This window comes from Paenibacillus sp. MBLB1832 (assembly GCF_032271945.1).
In the GTDB taxonomy this organism is placed as follows: domain Bacteria; phylum Bacillota; class Bacilli; order Paenibacillales; family NBRC-103111; genus Paenibacillus_E; species Paenibacillus_E roseopurpureus.
Genome location: NZ_CP130319.1, coordinates 2679861 through 2704030, shown reverse-complemented (window position 1 = coordinate 2704030; position 24170 = coordinate 2679861). Strand labels below are relative to the sequence as shown.

General features: G+C 49.2%; 25 protein-coding genes. 4 read left to right on the top strand and 21 right to left on the bottom strand.

What is annotated here, in order from left to right:
• Positions 1-334: 334 nt before the first annotated feature.
• The 11 genes from MJB10_RS11920 to MJB10_RS11870 all read right to left on the bottom strand — a co-directional run bounded on the left by MJB10_RS11920 (position 335) and on the right by MJB10_RS11870 (position 14003).
• Positions 335-2107: an ABC transporter ATP-binding protein gene (locus MJB10_RS11920; protein ID WP_314805094.1), complete on the bottom strand. Its 1773-nt coding sequence runs from the start codon at positions 2105-2107 to the stop codon at positions 335-337.
• On the bottom strand, positions 2104-3867 hold the full coding sequence (locus tag MJB10_RS11915) for an ABC transporter ATP-binding protein (RefSeq protein WP_314805587.1): 1764 nt from the start codon (positions 3865-3867) through the stop codon (positions 2104-2106). The genes MJB10_RS11920 and MJB10_RS11915 overlap by 4 nt, the downstream gene beginning before the upstream one ends.
• Before the next feature lie 172 nt (positions 3868-4039).
• Entirely contained in the window at positions 4040-5482 is a 1443-nt protein-coding gene (locus MJB10_RS11910) for a CoA-acylating methylmalonate-semialdehyde dehydrogenase (RefSeq protein WP_314805092.1), read from the bottom strand.
• Positions 5483-5666: 184 nt separating this feature from the next.
• Positions 5667-5882, bottom strand: a complete 216-nt coding sequence (locus MJB10_RS11905) for a hypothetical protein (protein ID WP_314805090.1) — start codon at positions 5880-5882, stop codon at positions 5667-5669.
• Complete coding sequence (hydA, locus tag MJB10_RS11900) at positions 5875-7302, bottom strand: dihydropyrimidinase (protein WP_314805088.1); 1428 nt, start codon at positions 7300-7302, stop codon at positions 5875-5877. The genes MJB10_RS11905 and hydA overlap by 8 nt, the downstream gene beginning before the upstream one ends.
• Before the next feature lie 2 nt (positions 7303-7304).
• The gene (gene preA / locus MJB10_RS11895; protein ID WP_314805087.1) at positions 7305-8600 is read right to left on the bottom strand and encodes an NAD-dependent dihydropyrimidine dehydrogenase subunit PreA; all 1296 of its coding nucleotides are present in this window, start codon (positions 8598-8600) and stop codon (positions 7305-7307) included.
• 49 nt (positions 8601-8649) lie between these two features.
• Positions 8650-10020, bottom strand: a complete 1371-nt coding sequence (locus MJB10_RS11890; RefSeq protein ID WP_314805085.1) for an NAD(P)-dependent oxidoreductase — start codon at positions 10018-10020, stop codon at positions 8650-8652.
• Positions 10021-10040: 20 nt separating this feature from the next.
• On the bottom strand, positions 10041-11306 hold the full coding sequence (locus MJB10_RS11885) for a M20 family metallo-hydrolase (RefSeq protein ID WP_314805083.1): 1266 nt from the start codon (positions 11304-11306) through the stop codon (positions 10041-10043).
• A complete protein-coding gene (locus tag MJB10_RS11880) occupies positions 11278-12678 on the bottom strand; it encodes an aspartate aminotransferase family protein (RefSeq protein ID WP_314805081.1) in 1401 nt (466 codons plus the stop codon). Before MJB10_RS11880 ends, MJB10_RS11885 begins: the two co-directional genes overlap by 29 nt.
• Before the next feature lie 101 nt (positions 12679-12779).
• On the bottom strand, positions 12780-13577 hold the full coding sequence (locus tag MJB10_RS11875) for an ABC transporter ATP-binding protein (RefSeq protein ID WP_314805079.1): 798 nt from the start codon (positions 13575-13577) through the stop codon (positions 12780-12782).
• Positions 13578-13826: 249 nt separating this feature from the next.
• On the bottom strand, positions 13827-14003 hold the full coding sequence (locus tag MJB10_RS11870; RefSeq protein WP_314805077.1) for a GNAT family protein: 177 nt from the start codon (positions 14001-14003) through the stop codon (positions 13827-13829).
• A gap of 115 nt (positions 14004-14118) precedes the next feature.
• Here MJB10_RS11870 and MJB10_RS11865 point away from each other — a divergent pair, with 115 nt between their 5' ends.
• Positions 14119-14745 carry a C40 family peptidase gene (locus tag MJB10_RS11865; RefSeq protein WP_314805075.1) on the top strand — a complete coding sequence of 209 codons (627 nt, stop codon included), beginning with the start codon at positions 14119-14121 and terminating at the stop codon, positions 14743-14745.
• A gap of 51 nt (positions 14746-14796) precedes the next feature.
• On the opposite strand, the gene MJB10_RS11860 is transcribed toward MJB10_RS11865, so the two are convergent.
• The 3 genes from MJB10_RS11860 to MJB10_RS11850 form a co-directional block, all read right to left on the bottom strand.
• Positions 14797-15723, bottom strand: coding sequence for a S66 peptidase family protein (locus MJB10_RS11860; RefSeq protein WP_314805074.1), 927 nt, complete (start codon positions 15721-15723; stop codon positions 14797-14799).
• Positions 15724-15986: 263 nt separating this feature from the next.
• Complete coding sequence (locus tag MJB10_RS11855; protein ID WP_314805072.1) at positions 15987-16238, bottom strand: YolD-like family protein; 252 nt, start codon at positions 16236-16238, stop codon at positions 15987-15989.
• A gap of 25 nt (positions 16239-16263) precedes the next feature.
• Positions 16264-16467, bottom strand: coding sequence for a YwbE family protein (locus MJB10_RS11850; RefSeq protein ID WP_314805070.1), 204 nt, complete (start codon positions 16465-16467; stop codon positions 16264-16266).
• Between the two features lie 333 nt (positions 16468-16800).
• Here MJB10_RS11850 and MJB10_RS11845 point away from each other — a divergent pair, with 333 nt between their 5' ends.
• On the top strand, positions 16801-17664 hold the full coding sequence (locus tag MJB10_RS11845; protein ID WP_314805068.1) for an AraC family transcriptional regulator: 864 nt from the start codon (positions 16801-16803) through the stop codon (positions 17662-17664).
• 93 nt (positions 17665-17757) lie between these two features.
• A complete protein-coding gene (locus MJB10_RS11840; RefSeq protein ID WP_314805066.1) occupies positions 17758-18042 on the top strand; it encodes a hypothetical protein in 285 nt (94 codons plus the stop codon).
• A 99-nt stretch (positions 18043-18141) separates the two neighbouring features.
• Here MJB10_RS11840 and MJB10_RS11835 read toward each other — a convergent pair whose 3' ends face one another.
• The 4 genes from MJB10_RS11835 to MJB10_RS11820 are packed head-to-tail and all read right to left on the bottom strand — an operon-like array spanning position 18142 to position 20114.
• Positions 18142-18402 (bottom strand): DUF3892 domain-containing protein, encoded by a 261-nt coding sequence (locus MJB10_RS11835; RefSeq protein WP_314805064.1) that lies wholly within the window; start codon positions 18400-18402, stop codon positions 18142-18144.
• Between the two features lie 13 nt (positions 18403-18415).
• Positions 18416-18655 (bottom strand): hypothetical protein, encoded by a 240-nt coding sequence (locus MJB10_RS11830; RefSeq protein WP_314805062.1) that lies wholly within the window; start codon positions 18653-18655, stop codon positions 18416-18418.
• A gap of 59 nt (positions 18656-18714) precedes the next feature.
• Positions 18715-19602, bottom strand: coding sequence for an RsiV family protein (locus tag MJB10_RS11825; RefSeq protein WP_314805061.1), 888 nt, complete (start codon positions 19600-19602; stop codon positions 18715-18717).
• A gap of 2 nt (positions 19603-19604) precedes the next feature.
• The gene (locus MJB10_RS11820; RefSeq protein ID WP_314805058.1) at positions 19605-20114 is read right to left on the bottom strand and encodes an RNA polymerase sigma factor; all 510 of its coding nucleotides are present in this window, start codon (positions 20112-20114) and stop codon (positions 19605-19607) included.
• A gap of 156 nt (positions 20115-20270) precedes the next feature.
• Here MJB10_RS11820 and xerS point away from each other — a divergent pair, with 156 nt between their 5' ends.
• Positions 20271-21353, top strand: a complete 1083-nt coding sequence (gene xerS, locus MJB10_RS11815) for a tyrosine recombinase XerS (RefSeq protein WP_314805053.1) — start codon at positions 20271-20273, stop codon at positions 21351-21353.
• A gap of 3 nt (positions 21354-21356) precedes the next feature.
• Here the strand turns inward: xerS and mgrA are convergent, their stop codons facing one another.
• The 3 genes from mgrA to MJB10_RS11800 form a co-directional block, all read right to left on the bottom strand.
• Positions 21357-22346, bottom strand: a complete 990-nt coding sequence (gene mgrA / locus MJB10_RS11810; RefSeq protein ID WP_314805044.1) for an L-glyceraldehyde 3-phosphate reductase — start codon at positions 22344-22346, stop codon at positions 21357-21359.
• Between the two features lie 137 nt (positions 22347-22483).
• Positions 22484-23518 carry a phosphotransferase gene (locus MJB10_RS11805; protein ID WP_314805042.1) on the bottom strand — a complete coding sequence of 345 codons (1035 nt, stop codon included), beginning with the start codon at positions 23516-23518 and terminating at the stop codon, positions 22484-22486.
• 23 nt (positions 23519-23541) lie between these two features.
• Positions 23542-24048, bottom strand: coding sequence for an ADP-heptose synthase (locus MJB10_RS11800; protein ID WP_314805041.1), 507 nt, complete (start codon positions 24046-24048; stop codon positions 23542-23544).
• Between the last annotated feature and the right edge of the window lie 122 nt (positions 24049-24170).

Here is a 24170-nt window from a genome sequence, read left to right as displayed (position 1 = left end):
TGTGTGTGCAAGTGCCTGGCGGGCGGGAGTTAGGCGGATTTTCCGACTATCTCGGCTACTTATTGGCCTTGTGTACGGGAGATAGGCGGATTTTCCGTCTATCTTGGCTGCATATTGGCCTGGCGGGCGGGAGATAGGTGGATTTTCCAACTATCTCGGCTGCTCATTGGCCTGAGGCGCGGGAGATAGGCGGATTTTCCGACTAACTCGGCTACTTATTGGCCTTGTGTACGGGGGATAGGCGGATTTTCCGTCTATCTTGGCTGCTTAGTAGCCTGGCGGGCGGGAGTTAGGCGGATTTTCCGCCTATCTCCACCTCCCACCTGCTCACGCGTCATCCCTTCCGTTTATCGCCATACCAAAGCTCGCGGAACGTCTGGCTTCGCTTCAGAAGCTCCGCTGACGTCCCTTCCGCCTCGATCACACCATCCTTCATTACGATGATGTGATCGGCGCGGGTCAGCGCCGTTTTGCGATGCGACACGACGAGGCATGTCGCATCTTCGCGCCGCTCGAACAGGCGCGCCCAGAGCTTCTGCTCCGTTTCGACGTCGAGCGCGCTCGACAAATCGTCGAAGACGTACAGCTCGGCGTCGCGCACGAGCATACGGGCAGCCGCCGTCCGCTGCGCTTGGCCGCCGGAAAGTTTCACCCCGCGCGGGCCGACGACAGTGTCTAGCCCGAGGGGCAGCTGCGCCACGTCCTGCTCCATGACCGCGGCATGCAGCGCCTGGGACAGCGCCCCGCTTTGCTCAGCCTGCCCGAGCAAAATATTGTTCCGCAGCGTGTCGCTGTACAGCCGCGGCACCTGCGCCGTGTATGCACTCTGCGGCGGCGCAAAAAATGTGCCCGGATCCTCAACGGGCACCCCGTTCCACGTGATCGATCCCTCTCCTTTGGGCAACAGCCCAAGGAGGGAGCGAATCAACGTGGTTTTGCCAGACCCGATCGTTCCCGTCACAACGGTGAACGATCCACGGGTCAAACGCAGGTGAATGTCGCGGATACCCCTCCCTGTATCGGGGTAGGCGTAGCTAAGACCATTCACCTCAAGCTCTTGCAGCGGAGTCGCTTTGACCCCAGGATCAGCGTCCGTCTCCTCTTGGGCTTCATCCTTGTGCAGATGAAGCGAGCGCACCATCGTCAGCACCTTCGCTGACGCTCCCTGCAGCAGGAAGGTCAACCGTTCCAGCGAGACGCTCATTTGCTTGAAGTAGGTTATGAACTTCCCTACATTCGAAATAAACTGTGTCACGAAGGTCAGATAATACACGAACAGCGATAAATCGCCGACCGTGAACGTGCCTGCTCTCATTTTGGCACCCGCTAGCAGCAATAACAGTCCTGTACCCAGGTTTACAGAATTCGTGAACACCGAATCGAGCAGCTCCCCCATCAGGCGGTCCTTGATCATCGCTTTGCGGCGTTCGTCGCCTAAATCGCGGAATCGGCTGATCACGCGCTTTTCCGCGCCTGCAACTTGAATCGCTTGTACGTTGCCGAACATTTCGCTGATCTCGCCCGTCACCTTGGAGGTGGCTTCACGACTAGCAGCGCGATACTTCTGCAAGCGAACTGTAGCGAGCTGAGCCGCTGTAATAACAAGCACAATCGGCATAAAGACAAGCAGTGTCATTTGGGCATCGATGCGAATCAAAATATAGCCCGATACAAGCGCGAAGCAGGTCATGCCGAACACGTCGACCGACCAGCTTGCCGCTTCCTCGGATTGATCAACATCATCGCGGAAATGGCTGATCGCTTCACCAGGTGCAACAGGAATAGCTTGCGCGCCAGGCTGTTTCAGTACATGTTCTAGTAAGTTGCGGCGCAGCAGCATCCCCATGCGAAAGCGGAAATGCACATCCGTGATAAACCCAAGAACAATGAGCCCAATTCGGCCAAGCGCGGCCGCCATCAGTAACGCAATCAGCCCCCATACGGTGAAGCCCAGAGCGGCATGCCCTGTTAGTGTGTCGAAAAACTGCTTCGTCACCAAACCAGGTACAATCGGAGCCAAATAAATAAGCGTCCACATAACCGCGTTCAAAATGTAACGCATTGGCCTATATGTAATGAGCCGCCATAAGTAATGAAAAGTCGTCATGCCAGCACCTCCTCTAGTCCTGTTGTCAGCAAGTGCGCGAAGCGGGAGTTCGGATCCGCAGCGAGCTGCTCTCTTCGTCCCGATTCGATGACACGTCCTTGCTCCAGGATTAAGATGTGATCGGCGCGCTGAACCGTCGCTAGACGGTGGGCAATCATGATGCAGGATCGCTCGGTCAGCAAGCGGGATACGGCTTTCTCCATGCGCTGCTCCGTGTAGGGATCTAGGCGTGATGACGCTTCATCCATAATGACAAGCCCTGGTTTCGTCAAGAATACGCGTGCAAAAGCAAGCAACTGCGCCTCTCCAGCGGATAGACTGCCTCCGCCAGAGGCAAGAATCGTATCGAGACCGTAAGGCATCGCTTCAAACCAAGCGCTCAACCCAACATCATCAAGAACGGCGATGATCGCTTCATCGGAGATACGCTCATCATAGAACGTCAAATTATCGCGAATCGTGCCTTGCATGATTTCGATGTTTTGAGTAACAAGGGCAACATGCTTGCGCAGATCTTTCAGTTTGCAATCGCGAATATTCGTCCCCGAAAGGGAGATTGTGCCTTCCTGCGGATCATAAAAACGCAGCAACAGCCGTGCGAGTGTAGATTTACCGCTGCCCGTTCGGCCCAGCAAGCCGAGGACTTCGCCTGGCTTCAACGTAAAAGTGATGCGATCCAACGTCGGCTGATCGCCATCGTAGCTGAAGAGCACGTCATTGAACTCGACGCCAAGCGGTCCTTGCGACAGCGGCGCGCCGTGGCCATCTCGAATGTTCGATTGAATCGCGAACAGCTCGCGAATTCGCGAAATACTGGCATCCGCCTTTTGCAAATCTTCCATTTGCGTACGGATTTTCTCAATCGGCTTTGCCAACAATTCCGTGTAAAAGAAAATCAAATACACCGTGCCCAGACTTATTTTCCCTTGGTGCCATAAATACGCGCTGATTGCGAATGCCAACGCATTCCCCAATGCGAAGACGAAAATCGACGTGGTCCACATCGCGCAAAAGCCGAGAAACGCTTTGACGCGCAGCGGCAGCATTTTCCGCAGCATCGAATAGAAACGCTCCATAACGAAAACCACCGCACCATTGGCACGAATGTCCTCCGTTCCTTCCAGATGCTCGCCGATGAAGCCGTAAAATTCCGCGTTCGCTTGGCGCCATTTTCCCCACACAGGTACTGCGAACTTACGAATCCACTGGATCATGTAAATCGCGAACACGATAAACATGCTCATCCCCACGCCAATCAACCAATTCTCGCGAAACAGCAGCACGATAATTCCTGCCATCAGCAGCACATTTCCAACCAGATGAATGATCATACTGGAGAAAAAATTCGCCAGCGCATTCACATCGCCATCCACTCGCTCGATCAGGGAGCCGGATGTATGATTTTTGTGAAAGGACATATCCAATGACAGGCAATGCGCCGCCAGATCGACACGCAGTTGATTCGTCGTTTTCCAGCCGACATTCTCGCTGAAGTAGGTTGCAATTACAGAAACGAGCTGCTGCACCAGCGCGAAGCCAATGAAGAACAAGGATGCGTAAAACAGCGGTTGCATGTCGCCTTGCTGGCCAGCCGTATCGATGAAATATCGGATAATTTGCGGATTGATGAGCTGGAGCCCAATCGAGGCCAATAACAGAACGGTCAGCGTGAGCAGCGTCCCCCTCTGAGGAAGCAAATAGCGGCCTAACAGCTCCCGATAATGACCAGCGGATATAGAGCGGGTCTTCTTTCTTTTCATCGTAAAAATGTCCTCCGAATTCAGCATGACGTGACCTCCATCATACTAAATTGACCAGCGGACGACAACGGATTGTTTGATTGAAGTGAATCCCGCCTAACGAAAAAGACCCCACGAACCTCCTCCGCAAACGCGGGTGCTTCCCGTAGAGTCCCCAACAAACTCGCTTCCATTAATAGTAACGCGACGTTATCATTTTCTTTTTCGTATAAAACTCCACGCCGTCCTTGCCGTTCGCATGCAAATCCCCGTAGAAGGAGTCCTTCCATCCCGAAAAGGGGAAGAACGCCATCGGTGCCGGCACGCCGACATTCACGCCAAGCATGCCCGCTTCCACCCCTTCGCGGAATTGGCGAACGGACTTGGCATTCTCCGTGTAGATCACAGCCGAGTTGCCAAAGCGCGACTGATTCACAAGCTCCAGTGCACTCGTCAAATCTGCTGCACGGAATAACGACAGCACGGGTCCGAAAATCTCCTCCCGCGCGATCGTCATCTCTGGCTGCACGTGATCGAACAGCGTCGCTCCGAGGAAATACCCCTCGCCACCGTACGCTTCCGCCGTCCTCCCATCGAGCAGCAACGTTGCTCCTTCGGCAACGCCCTGCTCGATAAAACCTTCAATCCGCGTACGATGCTCGCCGCGAATGACAGGCGTCAGCGTCACCTTCTCCTCCATGCCGCTGCCTAGCACAAGCCCTTTCGCTGCGGCAAGCAACGCTTCAACGAATGTGTCGCCATCGCCGACGACGACGACCGCTGAGCACGCCATACAGCGCTCACCCGCACTACCGAACGAGGACATGATTATGTTCTCAACGGTCTTCTCCAAATTCGCATCGGGCATGACGATGTGATAGTTTTTGGCCCCAGCGAGCGCTTGCACACGCTTTCCTGCTGCTGACGATTTCTCGTACACAACTTTCGCAACGGGTTGTGAACCTACGAACGATACCGCTTTAATCCCAGGATGTGTCGTAATGCCGTTGACAACGTCATGGGCCCCATGGACCACATTAAGCACCCCGTCAGGCAGACCAGCCTCCAGCATCAATTGCGCCAGCTTATTTGCGGTTAGCGGCGTACGCTCCGACGGCTTCAAGACGAAGGTGTTGCCGCAAGCAATCGCCAGCGGGAACATCCAACACGGCACCATCATCGGGAAGTTAAAAGGTGTGATGCCGCCAACGACGCCGAGCGGTACGCGAAACATTTCGGAATCCATATCCGCCGAAATATTCGCTAAAGTTGCTCCCATCAAATGAGATGGAGCGCCCGCAGCGAACTCCACGCATTCAATACCACGCAGCACCTCGCCTAGCGCTTCCTTATAACTTTTCCCATTTTCCAGCGTAATGAGTTCTGCAAGTTCCTTCTCATTATCTTGCAGGAGCTGCCAGTAATGAAAAAGCAAGCGGGCACGCTTAGGAACGGGGGTATGCCTCCAGCTATCATACGCGTTTTGCGCCGCATGGACGGCTAGATCGACATCCACCGACGTGGAAAACGGTACCTGGGCAATCACTTTCCCTGTCGCTGGATTGAAGACGTCGCGCAGCTTTCCACCTGCCGAATAGACCCAAATGCCGTTAACGAGATTGCGAACGACTGTCATATGCCTCATCTCCTGTTGCATGAAATTTTTTCCATAAGATCATGGTCAGCATGTATACTAGAGCCCATACGTTTCGCGCAATAGATTGTCAACTTTTCTGACGTAAGGAGGTTGTCTCGCCACCAAGACGCATCGCGCTCGAACTTGCTTTATACGGCTACGCTTACCTGCATGGGCTTATCCGTTAACTCTTAGAGCGGCCCTGCTGGAGCAAGACATTGACATAATATTTACGGGCATTGGCCGTTTTCAAATGCAATTTCGCGGTTTCACCGCCAGGGTGCTCCAGATCGAGCCATGCCCCTTCTAGATCTTCTTTGACGCCGACTATGCGAAATTTCTGTGAGACGTAGCCGTCCAGCTTCAATTTCTCCGCCTGAAATTGCTCAAATTCAGACATACCCTGCACCTCCTTTTTTCGGATCGCCGGCGTAAGCAGTGCCCTTATACGTTTTCCGCTTCAAGAATTGTCCTGTGCCTGGCTGACCCACGAATTGCTTATCGCGAATGACGAATTCACCTCGGGACAAGACAGTGACAGGCTCGCCTGTTATAGCGATTCCTTCGAATGGATTATAGTCCACATTCATATGGTGAGTTTGCACCGATAAGGTTCGCTCTGCCTCAGGGTCGAAAATCACAAGATCAGCATCACCGCCAACCGCGATCGTCCCTTTCTGCGGAAACAAGCCGAATAACTTCGCGCTGCGGGTAGCCACAATATCCACGAACTGATTCAATGTGATGCGCCCCTTTTTCACCCCTTCCGAAAATAAAATAGAAAACCGATCCTCGATGCACGGTCCGCCATTCGGGATTCGGCTGAAATCGCCGCGACCGAGCTCTTTTTGACCTTTGAAATTAAACGAGCAATGATCAGAGCCGAGCGTCTGCAGCTGTCCTGTTTTCAAAGCCGTCCACAGCGCATCCTGATGCTCTTTCGGCCGAAGCGGTGGCGACCAGACATATTTCGCACCCTCGAAATCGGGTTTTTCCAGATGCGTCTGATCTAACATTAAATATTGCGGACACGTTTCTCCCCAAATGTCGACCCCTTTATTGCGCGCTTCTGTAATTTGCTGTACGGCTTCTTCACATGTCACATGCACAACGTACAGCTGTGAATTTGCCATCCCAGTAAGCTTGGCGGCTCGGCCAGTCGCCTCGCCTTCAATGACCGAAGGACGTGTCAGCGCATGATAAATCGGGTCCGTCTGACCCGCTTCCAACGCTTCCTTGATCAAATAGTCGATCACATCGCCGTTCTCCGCATGCACCATGACCAGTGCGCCATGCTTTTTCGCCTCCAGCAGCGTCCGATACAGCGTCCCGTCGTCGGCCTGGAACACGTTCTTGTACGCCATGAACACCTTAAGCGACGTAATGCCCTCGTCGTGAATCATTTGCGGTAGCTCGGCCAACACCTCATCGGTAATCTCTGCGATCATGAGATGAAAACCATAATCAATCACCGCCTTGCCCTCAGCCTTCGCATGCCAGGTTTGAACGGATTCATGCAGCGGCTTCCCTTTGTTCGTGAGGCAAAAGTCAATGATCGTCGTCGTTCCGCCGAAAGCGGCTGCTCGCGTTCCTGTCTCGAAATTATCAGCCGTCACCGTGCCGCCAAACGGCATATCCAGATGCGTATGCGGATCAATTCCCCCTGGGAACACGTAGTGCCCCGTCGCATCAACGACCTCAGCTCCTTCAACATGGAGGCTTTTCCCGATTTGGGAGATCTTCCCCTGTTCAATGAGAATATCGCCTTGATAGATATCAGAAGCGGTGACAATGGTGCCATTCTTTATTAGTTTGGACATCGCTACACTGCCTCCTTCTTGTTCGGTCCCGGTCCGCCTTCCAGCTCTGCCACGGCTTTTTGCCGCTCATTCCATGTCATTGGCGCTTCTGTTCCTTGCACTTCAACCATCGTAATAGCTCCCTCCACAGGACACACAATGGCGCATAAATTACAGCCCACACAGTCTTCTTCCCGTACTTGTAAAATGGCCTCTCCTTGCGCGTTCGTCACGCGCTCAATACATTGATGCGACGTATCTTCGCAAGCAATATGGCATTTGTTGCAATTAATGCAGGTGTCGGTGTCGATGCGGGCAACGACTGCGTAATTCAAATCCAAATTGCCCCAGTCCTCATAACGATGGACCGATTTGCCTGTCAATTCGGTGACACTTGCAAGTCCACGCTCATCCAAATAATTGTTTAACCCGTCGATCATATCCTCGACGATGCGAAAGCCATGATGCATGGCAGCCGTGCACACCTGGACACCTGTTGCGCCCATGAGCATGAATTCCACGGCATCCCGCCATGTCGAAACTCCGCCGATCCCAGAGATCGGCACAGTTACCGCAGGATTACGGGCGCAGTCCGCCACCATATGAAGCGCAATCGGCTTCACCGCTGGGCCGCAATAGCCCCCATGCGAGCCTTTGCCACCGACGTGTGGAATCGTGTGCCACGTATCGATATCGACACCAGCCAGCGAGTTAATCGTGTTGATCAGCGAAATTGCATCCGCGCCGCCACGCACTGCCGCTTTTGCCGTGCTCGTAATATCGGTGATATTCGGAGTTAGCTTCACAATGACAGGCGTTTGTGCAACCTCCTTGGCCCACATCGTCTGCGCTTCAACCAAGTCAGGCTGCTGCCCAGAAGCTGAGCCCATGCCGCGTTCCGCCATCCCATGCGGACAACCGAAGTTTAGCTCGAGACCGTCTACGCCGACAGCTTCCACTTTTTTCACAATTTCATGCCATTTCTCCCGCTTCGGCTCCACCATCAAGGACACCACAAGCGCATGATTTGGGAATCGCTTCTTCGTCTCGTAAATTTCTTTCAGATTGATTTCCAGGGGACGATCCGTGATCAGCTCAATATTGTTAAAGCCCGCCACGCGCTGACCATTGAAATGGACCGCCGCAAAACGGGACGAGGTGTTAATGATCGGGTCACCGAGTGTTTTCCAGACCGCCCCTCCCCAGCCCGCTTCGAAAGCGCGTTGCACCTGATACCCCGTATTCGTCGGTGGTGCGGAGGCTAACCAGAAAGGGTTAGGTGATGCGATACCTGCCAGATTAATACGTAAATCAGCCATGCAGAATCCCTCCTGATCGTAGAGTAGACTTCCCGTCACTTGCCAAATCTCAAGCTGAAGCTTCCTGCCCCTTCACCAACTGTTGATAGATCGCATACGCTGCACGTTTTCCTTGCTGGGAGGCCGACACCACCATCGCCTCTCCCTGTCCATCGCCGAAAATCACATCGCCTGCGGCATATACTTGCGGATGTGACGTCGCTCCTGTCTCAGGGTCCACCGTGACCGTTCCCTTCACATGAACAAGACCGAACTGCTCGATGAGCGCCGTGTGCTTCGTCTGGCCGATCGCCTTAATGACGGCATCGACTTCGAGCACGAATTCGCTCCCAGGTATGGCGATGGGTCTTTGACGACCATCGTCGCTGATGACGAGCTCCATGCGCAAGCATTCGACTCCGGTTACGCAGCCTTCCTCGTCTCCGATGATCCGTTTCGGAGCGGTCAGCCAGCGAAATGTAACGCCGTCCCCTTTGGCGAATTCGTATTCAAAATCGTACGCAGTCATCTCCGACTGTGTGCGGCGATACACGATCTGCACCGCTTCCGCGCCGAGTCGGACGGAACACGTAGCTGCATCGATCGCGGTATTCCCCGCGCCGATCACAGCGACTCGCTTGCCGAGGAGCGAAGTGTCAAGTGCAGCATTGTCCGCTACTTTCGTGCCCTCGACGAAATCGATCGCATCGAACACGCCATGCAAGTTCTCACCTTCAATGCCGAGCATCGGCACCTTCGCCATGCCGACCGCCAGCAGCACCGCGTCGTAATTCCGCAGCAGCTCCTCACTGCTGACATCCACACCGACGCGCGTGTTTAACCGAAAGGTGACGCCGAGCTGCTTCACCTGCTCCACTTCCCAGAGCGAAATTTCCTGCGGAAGCCGGAACGAAACGATACCGAATGTATCCAAACCGCCTGCTTGCGCTTTAGCCTCAAACACCGTCACCTGGAATCCGAATCGCGCCAGCTCTCTTGCTGCTGAAAGTCCAGCGGGCCCGCTGCCGACAACCGCAACAGACTTGCCATTGCTTGCCCCCGCTTGAAAGAGCATCTGTTCGTTCTTGATCGCCCAATCCGTTACATAGCGCTGAAGCTGACCGATCAAGATAGGCTTGGACGACTGATTTAGCACGCATGCGCCCTCGCACAATTCTTCCGTCGGACATACTCTTGAGCAGGAGGCGCCGACAGGGTTGGCTTCCAGAATTGTTCGAGCCGAGCCTTTCAAATTGCCTGTGGCAATTTTTTTAATAAAAGAAGGAACATCAATCCCTGTGGGACAAGCCCGCGTACAAGGAGCGTCATAGCAGAACAAGCAGCGATTCGACTCCTCGATCGCTTCCTTTGGCTTCATGCCCGCTTTCACCTCTGCGAAATTCCGCTTCAAATCAGTCAGTGATATGAATGTCGTACTCATCCTCGCTCCTCCTTTCTCGCTCATCGTTCCATGCCTAAAGCGATTCGGCGCGCTGTTCGGTACAAAAGTTCAGTTCCCAGCGCAATATCTTCCGGACTTGCATATTCCTTGGGATTATGGCTGATGCCTTCGAGGCATCTGACAAAAATCATCCCGTAATCGCACACATGCGACATCGCTAACGAATCATGGAAAGGTCCGCTCATGAGCTCTGGCGGCTTGTATCCAAGTCCCTCCGCTTCATCTCGCAGCATGTCCTTGATCCATGTCGCGCAGTAACGAGGCTCACTGTTCGTGTCTTCGCGAATGGAATAGGTCAAACCATGCTCGCAGGCGACTTGCTCGAGGATGGAAAGCAGCTCCGCCTCCAACGCATTGCGCCGTGACAGGTCAATATCCCGCAGGTCCACCGTGAAACTCACTCTCTCCGGAATGATATTCCGCGAATCTGGAAATACCTGCAGCGAGCCCACTGTCCCGACGGTCGGCGCTCCAGGCTCTCGTCTCGCCAATTCGTTAAGCGCGACGATGATTTTTGCTGCGCCGAGCAGCGCATCATGCCGCATCCCCATCGGCACGGACCCCGCGTGTCCAGCGAAGCCGGTCATTTCGACCGTGAGCCACAGCGGTCCCGAGATGCCACTCACGATGCCGATCGGCTGATCCAGCGATTCGAGCACAGGTCCTTGTTCGATATGGAGCTCCAAGAAAGCGCCAATTCGCCCTTGTCTAAGCGGAGGATATCCCTCGATTGCAGCTGGATCGCAGCCAAATGCGAGGAGTGCTTCTCGCCGAGTGATGCCATTTTTATCCGTACGCTCCAGTTCATCCGTTTCTAACTTCCCTGTCATGCCCCTGACGCCAAACAAACCTTTGTTGAAACGGCACCCCTCTTCATCACAGAAAGCGACCACTTCCACATCACATAGCGGCTGTATGCCTTGTTCTTGCATCGTCTGCACGACTTCAATGGCCCCGAGCACACCGATCGCTCCGTCGAATCGACCGCCGTAAGGCTGTGAATCGACATGTGAACCGAGCATAAGTGCAGGCTTCTGGGGATCAAGTCCCCGCCAAACGCCTATCAAATTCGCGAACGGATCGATGCGTGTTTCCATACCCGTCTCTTCCATCCAGGACCGGACGAGCTCAACGCCTGCACGGTCTTCTTGCGTTAACGCCAATCGACAGACGCCAGTCTCACCAAGTTTGCCAATCTCAGCCAGCGCCATAATACGTTGATGCAGACGGGCTGTGTTAATCGTAATCGGCTGCAGGGTCGACACGGGACATCATCCTTTCGGGCGGAGTTGTTTGAAATACGGAAAGCAGCGTCTCGATAATAAATTCAACATCTTGATCGGTTGACGAGAACGGTGGACTCAAGGTCAAAATATTAGCAAATCCCTGAACGGTGTCGCCATTCTTACCAATGAGCAGACCTTTGCTCTTGCAAGCTGCGATTAACTGGGCAACACGCTCTGGCGTTGCAGGTTCTTTCGTCCCCTGATCTTCCACCAGTTCAATGCCCATCGCGGAGCCGAAGATGCGAATATCCCCGACATGCGGATGCTCAAGCAAGGGAGTCAGTCTAGCGCGGAAGGCATTCCCAATATCAGCCGAACGGCCGACAAGTCCCTCATTTTCCAAAATCTCAAGATTTTTCAGCGCCACAACGCAAGAAACGGGATTACCCCCAAAGGTGTTGATATGCCGAAAATGGCTCGTAGGCCCCGCCTGCTGAAACGTGGCATAGAGTTCCGCCGAAACCGCCGTTGCGGATAGCGGAGAATACGCGCTGGTAAGCCCCTTAGCCATCGTGACAATGTCGGGTTTCACGCCGTAATTGTGATGTCCGAACTTTTTACCCGAGCGCCCGAAGCCGCAAATGACCTCATCTACAATGAGCAGCACATTGTATTTCTTACAAATTTGGCTTACCATCGGTAGGTATCCTTCGTGCGGGACAATCATGCCTCCGCCCGTGATCGTCGGTTCTACTATTACACCCGCGACAGAGTCGGGTCCCTCCCAAACAATCGCTTGCTCAATGGCTTTGGCACATTGCAAGCTGCATGAATCCTTCGTCTGTCCGAATGGACAGCGGTAACAATACGGCGGCGGCACATGGCTGAAGCCCACACCTAGCGGCTCATATTTAAGCTTGCGTTGCGATTGCCCTGTCGCGCCCAAAGCACCCATCGAATTGCCGTGATATGCACGATGCCGCGAAATAAATTTATGCTTCGTTGGATTCCCGTTCTGATGATGGTATTGGCGGGCGATTTTGAACGCGACTTCGTTCGCATCTGAGCCCGAATTCGAGAAAAAAATCCGATACTCACCCTCCAACCATTTATTCAGCTTGGCAGCCAATTCAATCGAAGGAATGTGAGCTTGCACCATCGTCGCATAGGCTAATGTCATCATTTGCTGAGCAGCCGCTTCCGCAATTTCTTTCCGGCCATGCCCCACATTGACGCACCAGAGCCCTGACATCCCATCCAAGTAACGCTGGCCATCCACATCTGTGACCCAGCTTCCTTCACCAGATGCAACAATCATCGGATTGTCATTGTGTGCCGTCATGTGATGCCACACATACTTGCGATCCAGCTCGAGCAGCTCCTCTTTTCCCCTAGGAGTATCAGTTTCCATATCAGCCACCCCTTCATTGTCCCTTATCTATACCTATGTCTAAATAAGGGATGTCATCCCTTCCTAAGCCCATTAAATGTTTGTCCTACCCCATTCGGACGTCAAAGGGCATCACTCCCTTCGGGCAAGCAGTTTCGAATGGCTTTGGTCAGATCATGAAAGAGCTCGGATTCTCGGGTTTGCGGCGTCCTTGACACACCCAAATCAATATGATGCTGCGAGTGAACACGGCCGGGATGTGCGGAAATTACGATAATACGATCAGATAAAAATACGGCTTCGGATATGCGATGGGCAACAAAAACGATGGTTTTATTCGTCTTTTTCTTAATCTCAAGGAGTTCCAGCTGTAGTTTCTCTTTGGTGAATTCATCTAACGCGGAGAAAGGTTCATCCATAAACAGGACGGGAGGATCGAGGGAGAGTGCTCGCGCAATCGCAACACGAATTCGCATGCCGCTGCTGAGCTGCCAAGGGTAATAATCACTGAACTTCATTAAGCCGACGGTGTCGAGCAGGTGGTCCATCCGCTCCTTATACAAGGCACGGCTATGACCGATCAACTCAAGGGGGAGTTCCATATTCTCGCGCACCGTCCGCCATTCGAACAAAGTGGGATTCTCAAGGACGATGCCAAACTTTCTCCGCAGGTGGACTTCCCTGGGATGCTCTTTCTGGATCGTAATGTGTCCTTTCGTCGGTTGGAGCAAGTCGGCCATCAAGCGCAGCAGCGTTGATTTCCCACAGCCCGCTGGCCCGATCAGGGACACGAACTCATGCTGCTTCACATCAAACGTAATATCTTGAAGCACAACCACTTGCTTACCTTTTTTGCCAAAAACCATGGAGACGCCTTCCAGTGAAATTTCCACATTGTGTCGTGCAAGATCTGAATTCATGGAGCTGGCCCCTCCTCATTCAAACTCGTACATGCGTTACGTCAAGGTCAAATAAAATACCTGTATATGTTATATTATATAACTCCTGTTGCCTTTTTTGTATACAAAATGTTTCAAATTTAGAAGATGCGTGTTACATAATGTATAGTTTACAGCACTGTTTTGAGCGGTGGTCGGTTATTAGTTTACATAACATATGTTATGTCGTGATTTTATCTTTTTCAATAAGAACAATCTCTCATTTCCCCTTTAACCGATTTCCTTTGCTTTGTACTGGTGTTCCAATATCGAGGCCATGTCTTGTGAACGGTCACGACCTTCATAATACGCCAGCACCTGCGGATCGGAGAGCCAGTTCACAAGCAATGCAGCATCTTCTAGTTCTAACGTTCTAAGACGAATATCGTGATTTTGAAAAATGTTCATGGCTTAAAGCTCCTTGTTTGCATATAAGTCTATCACCCATATATTGTTCATTTTCTCTGTTTCTGCAATTTGATAAAATGAAAACGTAAACATATCAGACACCTAGGAGGAAAATATGAAAAAGATCATGCTTACCACTGTCGTCGCTACTAGTCTTATGTTCGGAGGAATTGCAAATGCAGCGCCTGCCAATACTTACATAGCCACCGATTCGGACACCTTCTGGTCCATTGCCAATACATTTAATATTCCGCTCTCTGAGTTGATTGCCAATAATCCGAATGTAAATGCTGATAATATTTATGAAGGCGTTATCATCAAACTTCCAATTAAGGCTCCTCAAAAAGCAAGCTGGGAAGTAAAAGCAGATGCGATCATCGCGACTGGCATGGGGCAGCTTGGCGTTCCTTATGTTTTTGGTGGCAGCACGCCCTATGTTGCTTTCGATTGCTCTGGCTTTGTTCAATATGCGTTTAATCAAAATGGATTCAATCTACTTCATTCAGCATCACTTCAAAGTCAATCAGGAACGCCTGTCGAAAAGAGTAATCTTCGTAAAGGAGACCTCATCTTTCTCCAAGGAACCTATACAACTGGCGTTTCTCATGTCGGAATCTACCTTGGTAACAACCAAATTCTACAGGCAGGAACGATGGGTACACGAGAAGTTAAAATTAGCACGTTCTTTGGCACACCTTACTACGATACGCATTATTGGGGGGCTCGTCGCCTAATTAACTAAAGAAGAATGTAAAATAGCCGCGGTCCATGCCGTCGGCTATTTCTTGTTCAATCATCCATTGACAGTCGGTTCAAGTACCGTAAGTGTGCTCGTGTAAGTATTGAGATTAATTAAAGCCCCGATGGGAATCGCTGCTTTGTAATAACTGTGAGCTGTACTTAAGTTGGTTAAAAGCGGTTTTCCTAATGGAACAATGAGACCTGCAATTAAATCATTATAGGTAGTGAAATACGAAGTAGAGCAATCGGTGCATTGCCCCATCACGATCCCGACACAATCCCGAAATTTACCTGCCATAATTAATTGTGTGAGATAGCGGTAGATCGTATTCGTTGGTTCATGTGTCTCTTCAAGGACGATGATTTTCCCCTTTGTATCCACTTCGAATGGAGTTCCAAGCGTTCCGACGAATGAGGTGAGGTTCCCACCTACGATTCGCCCGCTCACATTTCCTTTCACTAAGCTATTCAATGGCATTCCCTGTGGATTTTGTATCACTCTCGGACTTATATGTGTAGATGTTGCAGCGTAAAATTGATCGTAGTTATACGCAGGTGTATTTGGGCTAAAGTCAATCAACAATAAACTTTGAAATGCAATTAAATTCGCAAATTGATATAAGATATTTAATAAGATCGTAATATCGCTGTATCCCGTTACAATCTTAGGATTGCTCTGTATGATTGGGTAGTCCAGATAGGGCAAAATATCCTTAACCCCTGTTCCCCCTCTTGTTGGCAAAATCATTTTCACATTCGGATTGAGAAACATAGACATCAGGTCATCCGCACGCTGCTGAGCGGTAGTCGCCACGATTCCCCCGTAAGCATAAGTGTATTTACCCACGATAACTTGAAAACCCATATCTTCAAGCGTTTGAATTCTTGCATCAATCGTGTTTGCATCCAGGGGACTTCCTAATGTAACAATGCCAATGGTATCTCCACTTTGTAATCTGGGCGGACGTATAGTAGCCATCATATACCTCCTACCAAAGACAGTTTAGAATGGAATATCTCTCCTTTGCCTTATATGCCCGAAATGTTAGAAATATGATACGACACATCGACTTCCTTAAATCCTCATCCCCACTGGTTATGGTTTGTAAACATACAGCCAACATTTCTCCGTTCATTGTATGCCAAATTGCGTTAAATATAGATTTAGTGCGATTTTATCATACCTATTTACGTCAGAAAATGAGAAAAAACCGCGATGCTCGCGGTTCTTCTTTATTCCCCCTAATCTCGCGGGTACTCCACTTTCATAATATCCATGAACGGGACTTTATCGATCTCTCCGTTACACTTCATGTGCACTCTCCCTGTTCGGGAGTCCATCGCTTCAATCGTGCCACGGACGATCTCTTCTCTCCCCCATACCGTCAAAACAATTTCGGAATTCTCCATCTTCGCTTCCGACAATTGATTGCCGATTTCTTCGAGTACGAATTCGTCGCGTGTCGGCCGCTTGGCTACTTTTTGTTTTGCCATCTAACAACTTCCCCTTCGTCTTCCGTCAGCTGGACGGCGAAATAATTTCTTTCACACGACCAACTTGTCCATCGGTGAGTCTTACTTTGATCCCATGCGGATGCGTTGGGGAATTCGTCAGAAGATCTTTCACGATCCCCCGCGTTAACTTTCCGCTGCGCTGATCCTGCTTTAACACGATGTGTACCTCTTTGCCAGGTACGACATCTTTTCGATTTTGTCCATTCATGCTGCAATCGTCCCTGCCTTCATGCCATAATGGTTTTCATTATACCATAGTTTCGTCAACTACCCTATTGGAGCGGCATTTTTGGGGTCATTCATTTAGTTAATACTATTAAATATATATGGAGTTAACTTTCCGTCTATCCCCTTCTCCAGCTGCCATCTCAGAAAGACGTAAGGAGGAGTGCGGTCGTTATATCATGTTGATCTCACTTTCTGCTCGGTTTTTTTGGTAAAATAAGAAGGACATACTTTGCCTCGCACATCAGAGATGAAAGTTAATGCGTATTAACTTTCATTGTCATATCACGTAGACATCTTGGAAGGAATGCATGTTATGCCTAGATTCATGGACAATACGATAAGCCCCTATCCGCTTCGTATCATTACACTGCCTATTGATGCTAGTAAATTAAAGCTGCAATCCCTTCGAATATTAAATGTCGGTCATTTACCTGGGCGTATTATGTATCGGGAACATGCCACTTTCGAGAAGTGGGCTATCGTCTATATTGCTGGAGGCAGCGGCACATACCGTGTAAATCAGGGACCTGTTCAGCAGGTTGAAAGCGGCAGTTTATTTGTTTTTCGCCCCAATTGCACATATCATTACGGCCCTGCGCCTGGCGGCTATTGGGATGAATTTTATTTCTCGTTGGAGGGTTCACGTATCAAAGAATGGCAAGAAAGCTGGCTGACGCAACTCGATCAAGTTAAGCAAGTTGGAACGGAAGATGCCGCGCAGCAGCATCGCATTGAGCGCATTTTTAACCTGATGGAAAGCGGTATTCCGGGCAATATTGATCGTGCTGCTTTGCTTGTTGAATCCCTATTATTTGAATTCATACAAGGTGCGGAAGCATCCTCGGATACGCCAAAATCTCAGCAGCATAGTAATCTGATAGAAGATCTCACACTTTCCATCTATCAAGCTTTTGATGCCCAAGCATTTGCTAATCGGCACCATATTTCATTATCAACACTGCGAAGAATTGTGAATGACTACTCGGGGTTCCCATTAAATACCTATATACATAGGATGAAAATGGCCGAGGCCAAAAACATTTTGCTTAACACGACGGATTCCGTAAAAGTCATTGCAAGTTCACTTGGCTATAAGGATGAATTTTATTTTTCGCGGATATTCAAGAAATATGTCGGCGTTTCTCCACTTCTCTTTCGAAAGTCCATGCATACGTAACGTTGCTTTTTTTCGGGTGACCTAGCACGACTTGTCAACTCCATGCATAGAATGTAACGAAAGCAAATCTTCGTATGTGGAGGTGAGTCAAACATGACACTTACACTGACGGGTTTAATGCTTTACACAATGTGGCTTGTCTTAGGGGTCATGGGTCTGAGCTTTGTCGTTGATTTTGTTAAATCACTCACAACAGGCACATTCTCGAGCTCTATGATTATGTCTTACTTGCAAGGTCTCTTGTATTACGTATTCCCTTTATTCCTATTATCCAACATGATGCCATTAGATCATTCCGATTTCATTATCAAAGTCTTCTACTACATTGGTGCATTAGGGGTCGTTTACAAGTACTTGTCCTCACATTTTAAAAAGTAATCTGTAACCGTATCCATTAGCTGCCGAGCTTGCTCAGCAGCTTTTTTTAATGCCAAAAAGCCGCTCACCATTGGCAAGCAGCTTTCTAGATCAACACGTTTAGAACCGCGGTAAGTTCGATAAATTATTGCTCGGATCGCCATCAGGATACGAACGCAGCGTTTTCTCTCCTTCGCGATTCACACCCGTATTTGCATCTTCGATTAAATCCGCTTCGGTCATCTCGATGGCTGTTTGGACATCGACGACCTGACCATTCTGAAACTTCACCGCTTGAATACTCCCGTCCTCATAATGGACTTCTTTAATCATCGCTTTGTTCGGATCAATGGTATGTGGTCCACTTCGACGTCTCGGCATGCTTATTTCCTCCTTAGGACTGTGTAGATTCCTTCGTTGTCTTTAATTCATGCTTTAGTTCTTCTGTTTTTTGCTGCGCTTGTTTAATCTGCCCTTGTAACGCTTCAAGCTCCTGCTCGGCTTCCGTTAGGGCTGCGGCCGTAGCCTGCGAATAAATTTGCTGTGCGACTTGTAGTGTTTGTTCGGCGGCTTGCTCCGCTTTTTGAGCTACTTCCTTCAATTGGTCTAAACCAAGTTCCTCTTGTTGCGGCATGGTAATACCCCCAGCTGTTGTTGATCCTACCCAATTAATGTAGACAACCGTGACTGTTTTTATTCGGGCGAAAGATAGGCATGTGTACTCAATTGTTCCGAAATCAGATTCGTTGGAATGACGAATTCGACGACGCCCATATACCCTGGAGTGACCTCATACTTTTGAAAGACGATGACCAATTTATTCTGAGCATTGATATAGAAGCTTTGATCTTTCTTGATGGTTTTAAAAATCGCCATTTTCGCGTCAATGGGAGCTCCCTCCACCCAGTACACTTTGGACGGGTCATCTTTCATGCGCTGCAGCATTTGCTCTTTAATATTTTGACTTATCGTTTGAACGTAACTTTCATCTCTAAACAAGCTTGGTAACGTAATCAGCAGCTGGTTTTTCTTATCGATCGTGTCATATTGGAAGGTCGTGGACGAAGATCCAACCGTATTGACCACATATCGGCCTACAGCCAAAATAAGATCATTGTCCGTTTTGACGACATATCCACTATCCACACCTAGATGCCCTTCTTTTCCGCTCGCCTTCATCTTCTCCATATCCGTCATGAAACTAGCGTACAGCTCCTTACTTTCCTCTAAATACTTCGTATTAAGGGATTCCTCTAACGTTTTATTATCTATGTTCGTGATGATCGGTACTTCGATCTTCGCGATGTGCGCACCATCATCAAACGTATAAGCACGGAAGGTTAACACTTTCATGATTTTACCTACATATGGTACCTCAGATAGTGATTGTGCAAGCGCTGGGCTCGTATTCAAACCTGCTACAAGGATCACGACGGCTGCTGCTGCCGCGGCAACCCATTTCATGCTGCGCTTCGACTTTTTCTTATGGAGCTGAATCGCACGATTCACAATAAAATCCAGCTCAGCTGGGATCGGAATGTCCATATATTGTTGTTTCATTTGTTCAATCTTCTCGTCCATAGTTAGTTGACCTCCACTAGCGAATCATCGAGCAATTTGATACGCAGTAATTTCAAAGCGTGATATAAGCGTGTCTTGATCGTACTTGTATTTTCTTTTAACACATCAGCAATTTCATCGATCTTCAAATCTTCAAAATATCGAAGCGTAACTACGCTGCGATACATCGTTGGCAATTCGTCCAAAGCCTTTTCCAAATCGATATTCGCATATGTATCTTCACTGCCAGGCGTCATCGCTTCCAGCGTGATGTCATCGATAATGGTCAGCTTCTTATGCTTCCGTAGAAAATCAAGTGCCGTGTTCACCACGATCCGGTAAAACCAACTCTTGATGTATGTCGTATTCTTGAGTGTGCCCGAAGCCGATAGCGCCTTCTGAATCGCATCTTGCACAATATCGAGTGCATCTTCCTGATTCTTGACGTAGGTGTAGGCTAAACGGTACACATTGGCTTTATGCTCGGTGATGCAAGCGATTAGCTCCGCTTCTAATTGATCTTTGATAGCCATATGATGACTGACACTCCTTTTACCGCGCACGTTTTCATGAATTGCTCTTGATGTAGATATAACGACTCACCCTGATGAAAAGTTTGCTTTCCATGCCTACCAATTTCACATTACCACTGGTATACTATCAGCATGACCGTGAAGAGGTGACCGACTATGAATATTATTAAGGTGAAGGATCGGCAAGAACTGGATCGGCGCGTCCCCTCCATGCCTTGGTTTATTGAGAAATTCATCAATTATAAGCTCCCCGACCTCTCCCCCTCATCGCTGCTCGAGTATGTCCGAGATTATGAAATCTTCTTGTCCTGGCTACTGGCAGAAGGCTTGAGTACAGCGACAGCGATGAATCAAGTAACACTAGATGATCTAGAGAAATTACATATGGACAGCATCAATAATTTTCGCATGTTCTTAGCTACACGTAAAGTGCAAGCAAATGGCAAAACAACGATTAACCGCAAGCTCTCGGCGCTTCGCTCCTTATTTCATTATTTGAGCCAAATTGCCGAGGACGATGACTTCTACCCGCTTCTGAAGCGGAATGTGATGGCCAAGGTCGAAATTAAGCGCTCCCATAAAGCGAAGGATAGTGCGGCCAAGCTGGAAGGAAAGCTGCTGCAAGAAACCGAAATCGTGGAGTTCATTGACTATGTCAAGCACGGGTATGAGCACGATGTTGCGACCAATAAACAAGCGCTCTATGCGTATGAATTAAATAAAGTTCGCGATGCTTGTATCATCACGCTGATTCTTAATTCTGGTTTGCGTGTATCCGAAGTGTTCAACTTGAATGTCGATGATATTGATCTGAAAATGAAGCTCACCCACGTATACCGTAAAGGTAAAAATGACGATACATTCAAAACGCCCGTCTATTTCAGACTCGATGCGATTCAAGCTTTAACTGATTATTTAGCCATTCGTTCCACACGCTATAAGCCTGTAAAAAGAGAAAAAGCCCTCTTCCTTGCCATCGCAAATGGCAAAAAAGAAGGCGAACGAATGACGAAACGCGCCATTCAAGAGCTTGTGATCAAATATGCCAAGCGTTTCGGCAAACCTTTTCTGTCTGTACATAAGCTGCGGCATTCCTTCGCCACGGATTACTACTTACAGAATGACTTGTACAAAACGCAAGAACAACTGGGACACGCGTCGCCAGAAACGACGCAAATCTATGCACACCTCACGGACCGCACGATGTCCGAGGCCATCGATCGACGATTGGAATCCTGAAGATTACTTCAGGATTTTTTCGATTGCGTCGAGTTCTTCCGGAGCGAACTCCAGGTTTTTCAAAGCAGCCACATTTTCCTCGATTTGAGAAACGCGGCTCGCCCCGATCAATGCAGACGTCACACGTCCGCCGCGTAACACCCAAGCTAGCGCCATTTGCGCCAAGCTTTGACCGCGTGAACTTGCGATTTCGTTCAGTTGATTGATTTGGCTTAGCTTCTCTTCCGTAATATCATTTGATTTCAAGAACGTGCCCGGACGTCCAGCTCTTGAATCTGCCGGGATACCACTTACGTATTTATTCGTTAACAATCCCTGCGCTAGTGGACAGAAAGCGATACTGCCTACACCATTTTCATCCAGCACATCTTGCAAGCCATCCTCAATCCAACGATTAAACATGCTGTATACAGGTTGATGAATTAACAGAGGTGTCCCCATACGTTTCAGAATAGCAGCAGCTTCCTTCGTTTGCTCAGGCGAATAGCTGGATATTCCCACATAGAGAGCTTTCCCTTGACGAACGATTTGATCCAGTGCAGCCATGGTTTCTTCAAGCGGTGTGTTCGGATCTGGTCGGTGAGAGTAGAAGATATCTACATATTCAAGACCCATGCGCTTCAAACTTTGATCCAAGCTGGAAACGAGATATTTCTTGGAGCCCCACTCCCCGTATGGCCCTTCCCACATGTAATACCCTGCTTTAGTGGAGATAATGAGCTCGTCACGGTACGCAGCCAGATCACTCTTCAGCACGCGACCCATCAGTTCTTCCGCAGATCCTGGCGGAGGCCCGTAGTTGTTCGCTAAGTCGAAGTGGGTAATTCCCAAATCAAAGGAACGAAGCAGCATCGCCTTCCCGTTCTCATGCAGGTCTACCCCGCCGAAATTGTGCCATAGCCCCAACGAAATGGCTGGCAGTTTAAGCCCCGACTTACCCGAACGATTATATTTCATTTCTGCATAACGCGTAGAACTAGCTTGATAGACCATGATTGTCCTCCTTCAAATGTCACTGCAAACAGTTTTCACTGGAAAGCAGTTGTCTATGTACAGTATAGTTGAAGGTTATGTGCCTGAAAAGAACTGAAAAAAACGTGTCTTACTTACCTAAAGGTGAGTAAAGCGGTCTATTTCATCTCCCGCGTAGTGAAACGCAGCAGCGTATCGTGAACGTCAAGCCATTTCGTTTTTTCATATGTATTCTGAATAATATCGACAAGAACGCCTTGCGGATCAACGCCATCCATATATCGGCCTAGAAAATGAATAAACACATCCAACCTCCGAAGCTCGATTAATAGAGGTAATACTCGAATCTCATCATCGCCAAGCTGGATGTAGGATTGATAGCCTTGATAGAAAGCTGTACACCGCGCTCTAAGTACCTTTTCATCCATGGCAGGATCAATTAAATCGGATAGACACACAGCCAATTCCATGACTCGCACGTCCATCGTCACGAATTCGAAGTCTAGAATAGCGGCAATGTGCCCATTCTCATTCACTAACATATTCGACCCATTGATATCGCCATGCACAAGCTGATGCGGTAACTTGCGGATCGCGGGAATTGCGTCATACAACGCCATATAGCGGCTGTAAATGTATTTCAGCTTATTCTGCTGCTTTGTGAAGGGCTCTGGCGCTTGCAGGCAGAATGCACGAATTGCTTCTGGTGTGCAACTTGGGTGTATATGCTCAATCTCATAGTAAGGGTTATATTGCGGCTGAATATCGACGGATATTTGGGCTAAACACTTGGACAACTGGCCAACAGCTTGCCCCATTTCCGTGAGATGACGTGAGGAAACTTCGATCGGATTCTGACCTTCTGTGAAAGTGAACAGCGCCGCCAGCTTCCCTCCTTCCTCACCAAGCGTAACAACCGTTTCGCCATTTGGCCTTTCGAGCGGCCGCGGGATTTCAAAAGCTAATTCTTCTCGGATTGCCGCTAATTGGAGCAGCACTCGATGTTCAAAGGCAATCTTATTCCTGTCACGATGTGTCTCGTACAGTCTCAGTACGTACGTTCGATCATCTACATCAACGAATCGTGTTGTATTGTTCATCCCGCCTGTTCCAATGCGAAGCTTCCAGGTCTGTGTTGGGAACCAATGAGAAGGTACCTCCATTAAACGTTCTTCTTGATCTTTCACACGCATACTACCCTTGTCAGCTCCTCGTTCTATACTTGATTATCGTCTTCCACGACAAACTCGAAATCCTCTACATCACACGTCTCAACAGGAATGGCCATCTCGATAATTCTGTCGATAAATTCCATTTGATCGGTCAGAATCACCGCTTTTTCTTTCATTGCAGTTAGAATCAATTCCGTTTCGATGGGATCCAGATGATCGCCATAAGCCTCATTATCAATCGCATTAACAATTTGTAAAATCACATGTTCATTGATCGGCAATGGCGGGCTTTTTCCCCATGGCATCGTCAACGCTTTTTCAACTTTTTTCTTATTAAAAGATTCCTCAAAGAAATGAATCAGCTCGCCAATCATCCCTTTGACAAAACCATCGTCTTCCGTGTGTACCATAATCGGTTCATCGCTCGTTTGCAACTCATATAACTCCTGAATCGTTGTATACGGGATGAGATACGTCACAGGCTTCACAGGCAGCATTAACTGACCATGGACAGCTAGCATGACAGCTTCAATGATAAACGTTTTGTTCATGGTATTCCTCCTAGTGACATGCAGCATCTACTTAGCCTACTTCGTTAATTCATCGCTAAAATCCTTTTCAAATGTACCACGTGATCTGCAATTATAAAACCGTTAGCTCTCTTGATCTCCAT